12 protein-coding genes are annotated in these 13,176 nt (G+C 51.9%); 4 read left to right on the forward strand and 8 right to left on the reverse strand.

The features are described 5' to 3' along the window. Positions 1-39: 39 nt before the first annotated feature. Positions 40-1,593 carry a multicopper oxidase CueO gene (gene cueO, locus Q5705_12595; protein WLI75438.1) on the reverse strand — a complete coding sequence of 518 codons (1,554 nt, stop codon included), beginning with the start codon at positions 1,591-1,593 and terminating at the stop codon, positions 40-42. 144 nt (positions 1,594-1,737) lie between these two features. On the opposite strand from cueO, the gene Q5705_12600 reads away from it, so the two are divergent. The 3 genes from Q5705_12600 to speD all read left to right on the forward strand — a co-directional run bounded on the left by Q5705_12600 (position 1,738) and on the right by speD (position 3,847). After that, complete coding sequence (locus Q5705_12600) at positions 1,738-2,085, forward strand: YacC family pilotin-like protein (GenBank protein WLI75439.1); 348 nt, start codon at positions 1,738-1,740, stop codon at positions 2,083-2,085. A gap of 86 nt (positions 2,086-2,171) precedes the next feature. Further along, a complete protein-coding gene (gene speE / locus Q5705_12605; GenBank protein WLI75440.1) occupies positions 2,172-3,032 on the forward strand; it encodes a polyamine aminopropyltransferase in 861 nt (286 codons plus the stop codon). A gap of 20 nt (positions 3,033-3,052) precedes the next feature. After that, on the forward strand, positions 3,053-3,847 hold the full coding sequence (speD, locus tag Q5705_12610) for an adenosylmethionine decarboxylase (protein WLI75441.1): 795 nt from the start codon (positions 3,053-3,055) through the stop codon (positions 3,845-3,847). A gap of 29 nt (positions 3,848-3,876) precedes the next feature. On the opposite strand, the gene yacL is transcribed toward speD, so the two are convergent. From yacL to traT, 6 genes are all read right to left on the reverse strand, one after another. Next, positions 3,877-4,239 carry a protein YacL gene (yacL, locus tag Q5705_12615; protein ID WLI75442.1) on the reverse strand — a complete coding sequence of 121 codons (363 nt, stop codon included), beginning with the start codon at positions 4,237-4,239 and terminating at the stop codon, positions 3,877-3,879. 209 nt (positions 4,240-4,448) lie between these two features. Further along, positions 4,449-4,913, reverse strand: a complete 465-nt coding sequence (locus tag Q5705_12620; protein ID WLI75443.1) for a DUF943 family protein — start codon at positions 4,911-4,913, stop codon at positions 4,449-4,451. Continuing rightward, positions 4,903-5,748 carry a DUF3289 family protein gene (locus Q5705_12625; GenBank protein ID WLI75444.1) on the reverse strand — a complete coding sequence of 282 codons (846 nt, stop codon included), beginning with the start codon at positions 5,746-5,748 and terminating at the stop codon, positions 4,903-4,905. Before Q5705_12625 ends, Q5705_12620 begins: the two co-directional genes overlap by 11 nt. Before the next feature lie 167 nt (positions 5,749-5,915). Further along, entirely contained in the window at positions 5,916-8,513 is a 2,598-nt protein-coding gene (acnB, locus tag Q5705_12630; GenBank protein WLI75445.1) for a bifunctional aconitate hydratase 2/2-methylisocitrate dehydratase, read from the reverse strand. Positions 8,514-8,786: 273 nt separating this feature from the next. After that, positions 8,787-10,208, reverse strand: coding sequence for a hypothetical protein (locus Q5705_12635; protein ID WLI75446.1), 1,422 nt, complete (start codon positions 10,206-10,208; stop codon positions 8,787-8,789). Between the two features lie 163 nt (positions 10,209-10,371). Continuing rightward, a complete protein-coding gene (gene traT / locus Q5705_12640; protein ID WLI75447.1) occupies positions 10,372-11,103 on the reverse strand; it encodes a complement resistance protein TraT in 732 nt (243 codons plus the stop codon). 336 nt (positions 11,104-11,439) lie between these two features. On the opposite strand from traT, the gene Q5705_12645 reads away from it, so the two are divergent. Then, complete coding sequence (locus Q5705_12645) at positions 11,440-11,652, forward strand: hypothetical protein (GenBank protein ID WLI75448.1); 213 nt, start codon at positions 11,440-11,442, stop codon at positions 11,650-11,652. Positions 11,653-11,700: 48 nt separating this feature from the next. On the opposite strand, the gene lpdA is transcribed toward Q5705_12645, so the two are convergent. Then, positions 11,701-13,125: a dihydrolipoyl dehydrogenase gene (gene lpdA, locus Q5705_12650; protein WLI79024.1), complete on the reverse strand. Its 1,425-nt coding sequence runs from the start codon at positions 13,123-13,125 to the stop codon at positions 11,701-11,703. Between the last annotated feature and the right edge of the window lie 51 nt (positions 13,126-13,176).

Raw genomic sequence — 13,176 nt, forward strand, 5'->3', positions numbered from 1 at the left:
GATCGAGCATGCCCGGTGGTCTTGCGCTATCGGGCTTTTTTATACCGTAAACCCTAACATCATCCCGGTATCTTCATGTTCCAGCAGATGGCAGTGCGCCATATAGGCATACTCTTTTGGCGCGTCATGCTGAAAACGCACTAACACTTCGCTGCGCGCACCGTACACATTCACCGTATCTTTCCAGCCTGCACGATGCGCCGCTGGCGGTTTGCCATTCTCGGACAAAATGCGGAACTGCGTACCGTGGATATGGAACGGATGCAGCATCATGTCGCCTTCCCCGGAAATCACCCAGCGCTCATACTGCCCTTTTTGCGCGGCAAATTGCGGTGTCGCCATATCGAAAGCTTTGCCGTTAATACGGTTGGCATTGTGGAAATCGAATCCCTGGTTGCCGTGGCCCATATGCCCATGGTCCATCTGCATATTGCCCATATCGCCGTGATGCATCGACATTCCGGCCATTGCGCCCTCGCCGTACTTCTGCTGTAGCGCCTGCATCCCCATCATGTCGAGCATCGGATCCATGGATAACTGCAACGTCCGCTGCGTTAATCCTTCGAAGTTCGGCAACGCGGGCAAAGACGCCAGCGTATCGGGTAAATCACCCGACGCAGTGACCTGCAACGGCTGAATACGCAACACCGGATGCGGCTTATTAAATGGCGCAACGGTCATTCCCATCTGCTTGACAGGCAGCGTGACAATATCAAACGCTTTGCCATCGCTAATATCCACCAGCACTTCGAAGCGCTCGCCCATTAACATCGGCAACTCGCTGACTTTTACCGGTTCACTTAACAAACCACCGTCGCTCGCTATTACGTAAAACGGGCGTTTATCGCTGGTGGCAAAATTAAGCGAGCGCGCGTTACAGCCGTTGAGCAAACGCAGGCGTAACCAACCGCGCGGCGCGGCATGCTGCGGGTAAATCGCGCCGTTGGTGAGCAACGTATCGCCAAACCAGCCGACAGCTGCGCTCATCACATCCAGTTGATAATCAATTTGCCCCTGCGCGGTAAACTTTTTGTCCTGCACAATCACCGGCACATCATCAATGCCCCACTGCTGCGGCAGGCGCAGCTTGCGGCTATTTTCATCTTCAATCAGCACCAGTCCCGCCAGGCCCATCGCCACCTGATGCCCCGTTTTTCCGTGTTGATGCGGATGGAACCAGCAGGTCGCGGCTTGCTGCGTCGGGGTGAATGTCACCGAACGGCTGTCGCCCGGCTTAATAATTCCCTGCGGGCCGCCATCGACTTCACCGGGCACTTCCACACCGTGCCAGTGCACGGTGGTCTCTTCCGCAAGGGTGTTACGAACATTTATGGTGACCTCTTTTCCCTGGCGAAGTTGCAGCGCCGGCCCCAGCAATGCGCCGTTATATCCCCATGTGGTCGCCGTTTTATCGCCAAAGCGGCTTGCGCCCGCCTGCACCGTCAATTGAATGCGGCTTTGCGCATCGGCGGTGAGTAACGGCGGGATCGGCAGCGCAGGTTGCCCGGCGGCAAACAACGGACGGCTCCACAGCGGCAGCGCGCTGGCGGCTCCGAGGAGGGCGGAATATTTCAAAAAATCTCGGCGTTGCATGAGTATATCCTTATCAGGTGTCGGCGATGTTTTGAGCTTAAACCCTTCCCCTGCCGGAAGGTCAAGCCAGCGAGAAATAATAAATATCGTCGGCTTAACGGGACTGTGCTAACGTTTAATTTCCGTTACGCCGTGGTAGAAAGAATGAAGACGTTTCTCAGAACTGTAATCTTTGGCAGCCTGCTCGCTGTCTCCGCTAATAGCTATGCCCTGAGTGAATCCGAAGCCGAAGACATGGCCGATCTCACGGCAGTGTTTGTATTTCTGAAAAACGATTGCGGTTATAACAACTTACCTAACGGGCAGATCCGCCGTGCGCTGGTGTTTTTCGCCCAGCAAAACCAGTGGGATCTCAGCAACTACGATACCTGGGATATGAAGTCGCTCGGCGAAGAGAGCTACCGCGATCTGAGCGGCATCGGCATTCCGACCGCCAAAAAATGTAAAGCCCTGGCCCGCGACTCCCTGAGCCTTCTCGCTTACGTCAAATAATGCTTATCTTTTGACCGTGCATCGTTCGCCAGAGTTGGCTATCATGTTGCGCCCGTTTTTCACGGACGTTAACAAAGGAGCGACCTATGGCCGAAAACAACGTATGGCAAGAAACGCTGCACGACCACTTTGGTCAATACTTTGCTGTTGATAAGGTGCTGTACCACGAGAAGACCGACCATCAGGATCTGATAATCTTCGAAAACGCCGCCTTTGGCCGCGTTATGGCGCTGGACGGCGTGGTGCAAACCACCGAGCGTGATGAGTTTATCTATCACGAAATGATGACCCATGTTCCGCTGCTGGCGCACGGCCATGCAAAACATGTGCTGATTATCGGCGGTGGCGACGGCGCGATGCTGCGCGAAGTCTCACGTCACAAAAATATTGAAACCATCACCATGGTGGAAATTGACGCAGGCGTCGTCTCTTTTTGCCGCCAGTACCTGCCAAAACACAACGCCGGGGCGTACGACGATCCACGCTTTGAACTTGTAATAGACGACGGCGTGAACTTCGTTAACCACACGCAGAAAACCTTTGATGTGATCATCTCTGACTGCACCGATCCTGTCGGTCCGGGCGAGAGCCTGTTCACTTCTGAGTTTTATGCAGGGTGCAAACGTTGCCTGAACCCCGGCGGGATTTTTGTCGCGCAGAACGGCGTCAGCTTCTTGCAGCAGGATGAAGCCGTCGGCAGCCATCGCAAGCTCGGCCACTATTTTGCCGATGTGAGCTTCTATCAGGCGGCTGTTCCAACCTATTACGGCGGCATCATGACCTTCGCCTGGGCGACGGATAATGAAGCCCTGCGCACGCTTTCAAGCGAGATCATCGCAGCCCGCTTCCATAACGCCGCGCTCACCTGCCGCTATTACAATCCGGCAATCCATACGGCAGCGTTTGCTCTGCCACAATATCTACAGGACGCACTGTCTGCACAGTGACGCTAAGGGGGTGATAAAAATTGAAAAAGCTTAAACTACATGGCTTTAACAACCTGACCAAAAGCCTGAGTTTTTGTATCTACGACATCTGCTACGCCAACACCGCAGAAGAGCGTGACGGCTATATTGCCTACATTGATGAACTCTATAACGCCAACCGTTTGACGGAGATCCTCACGGAAACCTGCAACATTATTGGCGCAAACATTCTGAACGTTGCCCGCCAGGATTACGAGCCGCAAGGCGCGAGCGTGACGATTCTGGTGAGCGAAGAGCCGGTTGATCCGCATCTTATCGACAAAACCGAGCACCCAGGCCCGCTGCCGGAAGCGGTTGTGGCGCATCTCGATAAAAGCCATATCTGCGTGCATACCTACCCGGAAAGCCACCCAGAAGGCGGGCTTTGCACCTTCCGCGCGGATATTGAAGTCTCAACCTGCGGCGTGATTTCGCCGTTGAAGGCCCTGAATTACCTGATTCACCAGCTTGAGTCCGATATCGTGACCGTTGATTATCGCGTACGCGGCTTTACCCGCGACGTCAATGGCATGAAACATTTTATCGATCATGAGATTAATTCGATTCAGAACTTTATGTCCGAGGACATGAAATCCCTGTACGACATGGTGGATGTGAACGTTTATCAGGAAAACATCTTCCATACCAAGATGTTGCTTAAAGAGTTCGACCTTAAGCACTACATGTTCCATACCAAACCGGAAGATTTAACGACGCAGGAGCGTAAAGAGATCACCGAAGCGCTGTGGAAAGAAATGCGCGAGATTTACTACGGCCGCAATATTCCGGCCGTGTAATGCGCAAAGGGAGCAAGGAGGCTCCCTGATTAACGCTGTTTGAGGAATTCGCGATAGGCGGTCACCACCTGAAGAAAATCCTCAATGCCGCACAGCGACAGGCTCTCTTCGTCGTAGTAACTCATGCCCTCTTCCATTTCATCGCCGGTAAACTCCAGCTGGTTCGCGCGGATCATCACTTCTTCGCCATCCAGCCACAGCGTATATTCATGCCCGGCACGCTGCCAGGAACGCTCACTGCCTTTCACTGTTCTTGCCGCCTGCTCCACTTCATCCAGCAGCGCCAGGTTCTCTTTCACTTCTTCATTAAACCAGTGACCGACCACTTCGTGGCCCATCGACATACGCACTTTTACCACACCGGTAACATCGCGCAAAAATTCGTGATCCATAATCGCTTCCTCATGCAGGCCAGATAGCCGCCAATGCATTAATTATCGCAGCACAATACAGGAAAAACAGCGCGCAGGCGGGAAGCGTGGGAAAAATTTCTGATAAACGAGCAGGAACTATCCATTAGACATCCTGTCATTCTCACACCTCGCTGATTATCTGGTTCGTCAGGTTGTGCTTATTAATTGATTACATTCAAAATGCGACTTTACTCACCTTTGAGTCGTGTTAATTCTCCATTATCTTCCAGGCGATATCGTCCATCTTCCACCGTAAATACGATCTTGCCGTTCCTGTCATTCCCGACGGTAAAGACTTTATTTTTATCGATACAGTTCTTTTCCGTTTTCATCTCTGTAAAACACAACCGATCATATTTCCCCTCTTCCTGATAGCCATCGCCAAAAATCCAGAACATAACGCTGAAGTGTCCCCATGAAGAGGGTTTTGGAATGCCATATTTTTGTTTTAGCATTCCTTTATTTTGTAGCCACCAATTTATTTTCCCTTTATCGGTGATAGGGAACTGCTTCACCAAAACAGAGCTGTAATGACTATCTTCATGAACTGCAACAATTTCAACCGGACGAATAGATAACCAGAACGCATACCCCAGGCTTATTGACATTAATAATACCAGCGCACTCACCATTCTTTTTCTTTTAATGTCCATTACGATCACCAGTAATCTCGATCATTGTTTCCAAATTAGTGATAAAAGGCTTAAAGCCAAATTGTTCGTACCGCTGGAGCATAAACCAGATCCGAAAGAAACGGAACTGATGAAATTTAAAATTAGAAATATCTGCACTATCAAGACCGAAATGATCCTGTACTTTGTAATGTACCACCGCACGGTAACGCTCATCGTCAATATGTAATGATTTTATGGTGATATCCGTTGCCCAGGTATCATGAACCGTAATTCCCATACCGTTAAAGCTATCCTGAAATCTGTCAAACTTAGGTAATCGACCAATTAATATGGCCTGAGTTAATTCGCTCGCTCTGCCTGCCGGATAATATTTTCTTAGCCAATTTATATTTCTATTAAATGTATCTTTTAATAATAACAAGGTACTGTTATCTGGTGAATTATCCTTCATTATTTGTTCTTTCAATGCTCTATCCAAAAATATATCCCGAAAGGGCATGCCATTCCCATTTCGCATATGCGCAACCATTTTTTGCATCGTATATTGCCAGGGACCATAAAAAGAAAAAGCGCGAGATAAATGGCGAAATTCGTCAAATAAAATATCAGCACATTCACAGATTGTAATTTTATCCCCCTCCCCGCGAGAACCATAAAACATTGATTGAGGCTGATTAAAAGGCGTTATTTTCGTTAATGCATACGGATTTACCCGGGCAGAAACATCCACAAGATGAAAATTATTTTTTAATTGATATTCGGATAGATCACCATAACGCATATCAGTGGCACTATAATCATCCATTCTTTTTTGGGTTTTGAATATGGTTCTGGGAAATGTTAATGCAGCCATTAAGAAACACTCCTTGTATTATTTTCCATTGCGGCCTTTGCGCAGGGATAATAATTCTTCAAAGACGGGAGTGTAAGTCTGCTGCTAATTACCTGAGTGGAATTCGGATTTCAACCCGGTTTCAGGCTGATACGGAAAAAAGCCACCCCGAAGGGTGGCTTTCTCATTTAGACGGCGGTCTGGAAAATCACGCCTTCAGCTTTATCGGTGTATTGATTTAGCTGGTCAAAGTTGAGGTAGCGGTAAGTATCCACGGCGGTTTTATCCACCTGATCCATAAAGGTCAAATACTCTTGCGGCGTCGGCAGTTTACCGATCAGCGCCGAAACGGCCGCCAGTTCCGCAGAGGCCAGGAAAACATTGGCGCCGGTACCTAAACGGTTCGGGAAGTTACGGGTTGAGGTCGAAACAACTGTCGCACCGTCCGCTACGCGCGCCTGGTTACCCATGCACAGCGAGCAGCCTGGGATCTCGATACGCGCACCGCTCTTACCGAACACGCTGTAGTAGCCCTCTTCGGTCAACTGAGCGGCATCCATACGGGTCGGCGGCGCAACCCACAGGCGGGTTGGCAGCTGGCCTTTGTGGCTGTCCAGCAGTTTACCGGCGGCGCGGAAGTGGCCGATGTTGGTCATACAGGAACCAATGAACACCTCGTCAATGCTCTCGCCCTGCACATCGGAGAGCAGACGCGCATCATCCGGGTCGTTCGGTGCACACAGGATCGGCTCTTTGATTTCCGCCAGATCGATATCAATCACCGCTGCGTATTCGGCATCGGCATCCGCTTCCAGCAGTTCAGGTTCCGCCAGCCATTTTTCCATGCCCTGGATACGGCGCTCCAGCGTACGGCGATCGCCGTAACCTTCGGCAATCATCCACTTCAGCAGCACGATGTTGGAGTTCAGATACTCGATGATCGGCTCTTTGTTCAGCTTGATGGTGCAACCGGCAGCGGAACGTTCAGCGGAGGCATCGGTCAGTTCAAATGCCTGCTCAACTTTCAGATCCGGCAGACCTTCAATCTCCAGAATGCGGCCAGAGAAGATGTTTTTCTTCCCTTTCTTCTCAACGGTCAGCAGACCCTGCTTGATCGCGTACAGCGGAATGGCATGAACCAGATCGCGCAGGGTGATGCCAGGCTGCATTTTGCCTTTAAAGCGCACCAGCACAGATTCCGGCATATCCAGCGGCATCACGCCAGTCGCCGCGGCAAACGCCACCAGACCAGACCCTGCCGGGAAGGAGATACCAATCGGGAAACGGGTATGGGAGTCACCGCCTGTACCAACGGTATCCGGCAGCAGCATACGGTTCAGCCAGGAGTGGATCACGCCATCGCCAGGGCGCAGCGACACACCGCCACGGTTCATAATGAAGTCCGGCAGCGTATGGTGCGTGGTCACGTCCACCGGCTTCGGATAAGCCGCCGTGTGGCAGAAAGACTGCATCACCAGATCCGCAGAGAAGCCCAGGCACGCCAGGTCTTTCAGCTCATCACGGGTCATCGGGCCGGTGGTGTCCTGCGAGCCAACGGAGGTCATCTTCGGTTCGCAATATGCGCCCGGACGCACACCGTCCACGCCGCACGCACGGCCAACCATTTTTTGTGCCAGCGAGTAACCACGGCTGCTTTCCGCCACGTCTTTCGCCTGGCGGAACACGTCACTGTGCGGCAGACCCAGCGCTTCACGCGCTTTGGTGGTCAGGCCACGGCCGATAATCAGCGGAATACGGCCACCGGCGCGCACTTCGTCAATCAGCACATCGGTTTTCAGTTCAAAGTTCGCCAGCAGCTCGCCGGTTTCGTGGTTGCGCACTTCCCCTTTGAACGGGTAAACGTCAATCACATCGCCCATATTCAGGTTATTAACGTCCACTTCGATCGGCAGCGCGCCCGCATCTTCCATGGTGTTAAAGAAGATTGGCGCGATTTTGCCGCCGAGCACCAGCCCGCCGCCGCGTTTGTTCGGCACGTTCGGAATATCGTCGCCCATAAACCACAGCACCGAGTTGGTGGCGGATTTGCGCGAAGAACCGGTACCGACAACATCGCCGACGTAAGCCAGCGGGAAGCCTTTTTGCGCAAGTGCTTCAATCTGTTTGATCGGACCGACGCTGCCCGGTTGATCCGGTTCAATACCTTCACGGGCGTTTTTCAACATTGCCAGCGCGTGCAGCGGAATATCCGGGCGCGACCAGGCATCCGGTGCCGGAGAGAGATCGTCGGTGTTGGTTTCACCGGTCACTTTGAACACCGTAACGGTGATTTTTTCCGCCAGCGGCGGACGGCTCTGGAACCACTCAGCATCGGCCCAGGATTGCATCACCTGCTTCGCGTAGGCATTGCCCGCTTTGGCTTTCTCTTCCACATCGTAGAAGTTATCGAACATCAGCAGGGTATGAGACAGCGCTTTGGCCGCGATTGGCGCGAGCGTGTCGTTATCCAGCGCGTCAATCAGCGGGTGAATGTTATAACCGCCCTGCATAGTGCCCAGCAGTTCGATGGCTTTTTCAGGCGTAACCAGCGGAGAGGTCGCTTCGCCTTTGGCGATAGCAGCAAGGAAACCCGCTTTCACATAAGCGGCTTCGTCAACGCCTGGCGGGACACGGTTGGTCAGCAGATCTAACAGGAATTCTTCTTCGCCAGCAGGCGGGTTCTTCAGCAGCTCGACTAACGCTGCCATTTGGGTTGCATCTAATGGTTTTGGCGCAATCCCCTCAGCGGCACGTTCAGCTACGTGCTTACGGTATTCTTCTAGCACGACGGTTCTCCTCGCTCTCATTGTCATAATGCGGCAGGCGTTTCTCTTCACGCTCCTGTGAGACAGCAGTTTGTAGGGTAAATCCGCGAACCGCGTCGGGCAGCATAGCAGGATTTTCAGGGGGTGTTAATCCGTTTACAAAAAAGCAACATTAAATACTTGCTGAATCGTTAAAGACGGCATAAAGCAGGCGGGAGAGGGTTTTTACAGGGGAGAATCCTCGCCTGTGCCCCAACAAAAATGACCCCGTAGGGCCATTTCGTTATCGTGATGTTACAGCGAACGCAGAATTACCATCTTCCGGTTATTGGCGTACTGCTCCGGCCTCATGGTCTGATCAACCAGCTTGCCCAGCACATATTTTTTCACCGTTTCACGGTTATTTACCTGCTCGTTGTAGCCCACATCGGCAAGCTGCCCGCGGCCGTTATAATTGAGCGTAGTAGTGCTCGTTTCGTCATTTTCCAGCAGGTGATAAGTGTAGTTCTGCGACGATTTCATGGCATTGAGCGCCAGCGGAATCGACGGATCGAGCGCCTGGTGCCAGGCCGCGCTGAGATGGCTGCGTGCTGTCTGTATCACCGTTTTTGAACCGTTACTGTGCAGGCCCTCTTCGGTTGACTGCGAGGCAGAATAAGCAAAGCGATCCTTCTCTTCCGTGTGTGCCGGGTTGCTCGCTTTCTCTCGCTGGGTCAGGGAGAGCGAGAAATCGTTCAGGCCGCTTAATTGGGACGCGCCATTATCGCCAATTCGGATCGCCTGCCCTACGGTGATTATCTTCGTTGCTTCAGCACTGGCGGTGCTATTTAACGCACGGAATACGGATTTGAGCGCTGCCATTTGGTCGCGGTCGCCCTGCCCGGCAATACGCGCTTTATCGAACTTGTCGTCATAGGCTCTTAATGCCGACTGTTGCTGCGCATAGTTACCGGAAAACACGGCATGGGAACTGTCGCTGCTCATTTTCAGGGAGAAGTTCCCATCTTCATAGGCAACCGATCGGGTTTTATCATCGGCATGGAAATTGAGCGATTGCAGCGTCTCGCCGTTGTTGCGCACGTCTGTTTTCAGGTCAACAGACTTGAGCATCCGGCTGTCAAAGTTGGTCAAACCGCTGATATCGAGTTGCGGCGGCTCCTGCCCCAGCCCGTTCAACGTTTTTTCCAGCGCTTCGCTTAAATTCGCCACCGCCGCCGCTTCATCATCATTCAGCGCTTCGCCGTCGGTTTTCAGCTGTACGGTCAGGCCGTCGTCCTGCTGGGACATGACCAGATGCACCGTTGACCCCGATTGCGTGACGATATCCAGCGTCACCGCCGAGTTATTCGGTGCTCGCGTTGTACCCAGTGCCGCGCCGCTTAATACCTGCGTGACATCGTCGCGGCTCTCTGTCAGGTTGCTGAGCAATGTGCTGCCGAGGCTGGCGAAAGCCGATACCGAGGCGCTTCCGGCGGCGACTTTCATCAGCCCCTGGAGTTGGGTGTTTTGTTGCAGCACCCCGCTGGCACTTATTTTTTTAGCCGACAGGTTATAAACCGCAGCAATCTCCTGCGTCTGGCTGCCGAACATCACTTTCGCCGAGGCGTTGTCACTGTTTGATGCGGCGTTATTACCGGTGGCGCGCGCAGACTGCGCGGATGGACTGACCCGCGCCGGGGATGTCAGCAGCGTCGTAAAGTTAAGCCCGTTAATCATGGCGATGAAACTCCCTCTCACCGTTAGTCGTAGACCATTAACATCGGCAGCGATTGGGTAATGTTTATCCTTTTTGGCCGAAAACACTCAATTCATCACGCTATGAAATAAAAAAAGCGGGCCAGTTGCCTGGTCCGCTTTTTTTCATCTATGCGTATACGCATTACATAATGTTAGCGACGGATTTCGCCAGTTGCGCTTCGAGAGCCGGTTTCGCTTCTTCGAACTTCAGGTTTACTTTGTTGGCATTAGAAACAACACGCGTCTGGTACTTCGCACGGTTGCCCTCTTCGCTGCTGGTTTGCAGCTTGATGCCGGAGGTGCCCTGGCGCAGCGCGGCCACGTTATCGGTGGTCACTTTCGCTTTGCTACGTTCGGAGATTTGCAGGTCGGTGATCATGGTGTAGTTCACATCTTCCACCATCGCGTCAGCCGCCAGACCGATCAGGCCAGCCGCCAGACCTACGCCCAGCGCCGCGCCGGAAGAGTTGCTGTTATATGCCGTGATACCAGCCCCCAGCCCTGCGCCAATAGCCGCGCCTTCGTAACCGCTTTTCAGGTAGCCCTGGGTTTCACGCAGATCCATTTTATCTGCTTTCAGCACGTTTGCCTGGATCCAGTAATACGCAGTATCCGGGGAAGACGTGACTTTATAGCCTTTGTCGGTGAGCTCTTTAGAGAGCAGGGTTTGCAGATTGCTCATGTCTTTATCAGAGGTATTTTTCACCTGGATATAGACGCTTTTCTCAGAGGAAGGCTCCAGCCAGATGGTCTGGCTCATCTGGGTTTTGACTTCCAGATTGCGTTTTTTCACTGCTGTAGTCATCGCGCCGCAACCGGACAACGCAAAGGCTGCCAATACCACACCAACGACAGCGATTTTTTTAATAGACATAATGGTTCCTTTTTTATTTCCATGACCAGAAGAAGAACAAATAAGGCAAAGACAGGACGGGAGCGATGAAACGGGGAAAAGTCACAAAGTCCATGTCATGACGACGCCTGAGTCGCAGACCTGAAGCCTACGGCTAACAGCTTTATTAGATGAGTTATCGGCATTTTAATGAACAATTTGAGTAAAAAATGCCTACCAATAGTTGTAGTTTTGAAATTCAGAAAAAATTAAAGCGGCCAAAACGCATTTCGCACCGTTATATAAAAATGATGCAAATCACATAATAAACTTATTCAATTACTTACAGTAAGGTGGATTTAATTTAAGGGGACATAAATGAAATTAATAAAACGAATCCTTTATCAGGCCGTGTATCTGCTGCTTTTTATTATTGGATTTTCATTACTCGATAGCACTCATATTCTTGATACTGATACAACCTCAAGAAGCGAAGCCGCAGCAAAGTTTATTGTGATGATCATTGTGCTCGCTGCTATCACTCACTGGGGCATGAAATTTTATACGTGGCTTACCGGCTATAAGAAATAAAAAAAGCCGCCTTCAAAGGCGGCTTTTTCATATATACACAAAAGAAATTTATTTTTTCTTCGCTTTCGGGTTCGGCAGGTCGGTGATGCTACCTTCGAACACTTCTGCCGCCAGACCGACGGATTCGTGCAGAGTCGGGTGCGCGTGAATGGTCAGCGCGATGTCTTCTGCGTCGCAGCCCATTTCGATAGCCAGACCGATTTCACCCAGCAGCTCACCGCCATTGGTGCCAACAATCGCGCCACCGATAACACGGTGCGTCTCTTTGTCGAAAATCAGTTTGGTCATACCGTCAGCGCAATCGGAAGCGATAGCACGGCCAGAAGCAGCCCACGGGAAGGTGGCGGTTTCATAGCTGATGCCTTTCTCTTTCGCTTCTTTCTCGGTCAGACCCACCCATGCCACTTCTGGCTCGGTGTAGGCGATGGACGGAATCACTTTCGGATCGAAGTAGTGTTTCTTACCGGCGATAACTTCTGCGGCAACGTGGCCTTCATGCACGCCTTTGTGCGCCAGCATCGGCTGACCGACGATATCGCCGATAGCAAAGATGTGCGGCACGTTGGTGCGCAGTTGTTTATCAACACGGATAAAGCCACGGTCGTCCACTTCCACGCCCGCTTTGCCTGCGTCGAGATTTTTACCGTTCGGCACACGGCCGATAGCCACCAGCACGGCGTCGTAACGCTGCGGTTCTGCCGGGGCTTTTTTGCCTTCCATGGAAACGTAAATACCGTCTTCTTTCGCTTCAACGGCAGTCACTTTGGTTTCCAGCATCAGGTTGAATTTCTTGCTGATGCGTTTGGTGAAGACTTTAACGATGTCTTTGTCAGCCGCCGGGATAACCTGGTCGAACATTTCAACCACGTCAATCTGGGAGCCCAGTGCGTCATACACGGTCCCCATTTCCAGACCGATGATACCGCCACCCATCACCAGCAGGCGTTCCGGGACGGATTTCAGTTCCAGTGCGTCGGTGGAATCCCACACGCGCGGGTCATCATGCGGAATGAACGGCAGTTGAATCGGACGGGAACCCGCCGCGATGATCGCGTTGTCGAAGTTGATCACGGTTTTGCCGTTTTCACCTTCAACTTCCAGGGTGTTCGCCCCGGTGAATTTACCCAGACCGTTAACCACTTTGACTTTACGGCCTTTCGCCATACCCGCCAGACCACCGGTCAACTGCGTGATCACTTTCTCTTTCCAGGTACGGATTTTATTGATATCGGTTTGCGGTTCGCCGAAGACGATACCGTGTTCAGCCAGCGCTTTGGCTTCTTCAATCACTTTTGCAACGTGCAGCAGCGCTTTAGACGGGATACAACCCACATTCAGACAAACACCGCCGAGGGTGTTGTAACGTTCAACGATGACGGTTTCCAGACCTAAATCAGCGCAACGGAAGGCAGCAGAGTAACCTGCCGGGCCTGCCCCAAGTACCACGACCTGAGTTTTGATTTCAGTACTCATCATGACCTCTTATTGATTTCCGGCGGTCAGGGGTACTTCATGTCGCCCTTC

The organism is Kosakonia sp. H02 (assembly GCA_030704225.1).
GTDB lineage: Bacteria > Pseudomonadota > Gammaproteobacteria > Enterobacterales > Enterobacteriaceae > Kosakonia.

Coding starts and splice junctions, on each gene's coding strand:
- yacL (WLI75442.1), bottom strand. CDS start 4,239: ATGGATCACGAATTTTTGCGCGATGTTACCGGTGTGGTAAAAGTGCGT.
- Q5705_12620 (WLI75443.1), bottom strand. CDS start 4,913: ATGGACATTAAAAGAAAAAGAATGGTGAGTGCGCTGGTATTATTAATG.
- traT (WLI75447.1), bottom strand. CDS start 11,103: ATGTCTATTAAAAAAATCGCTGTCGTTGGTGTGGTATTGGCAGCCTTT.
- Q5705_12600 (WLI75439.1), top strand. CDS start 1,738: ATGAAGACGTTTCTCAGAACTGTAATCTTTGGCAGCCTGCTCGCTGTC.
- speE (WLI75440.1), top strand. CDS start 2,172: ATGGCCGAAAACAACGTATGGCAAGAAACGCTGCACGACCACTTTGGT.
- lpdA (WLI79024.1), bottom strand. CDS start 13,125: ATGAGTACTGAAATCAAAACTCAGGTCGTGGTACTTGGGGCAGGCCCG.
- cueO (WLI75438.1), bottom strand. CDS start 1,593: ATGCAACGCCGAGATTTTTTGAAATATTCCGCCCTCCTCGGAGCCGCC.
- Q5705_12625 (WLI75444.1), bottom strand. CDS start 5,748: ATGGCTGCATTAACATTTCCCAGAACCATATTCAAAACCCAAAAAAGA.
- Q5705_12645 (WLI75448.1), top strand. CDS start 11,440: ATGAAATTAATAAAACGAATCCTTTATCAGGCCGTGTATCTGCTGCTT.
- Q5705_12635 (WLI75446.1), bottom strand. CDS start 10,208: ATGATTAACGGGCTTAACTTTACGACGCTGCTGACATCCCCGGCGCGG.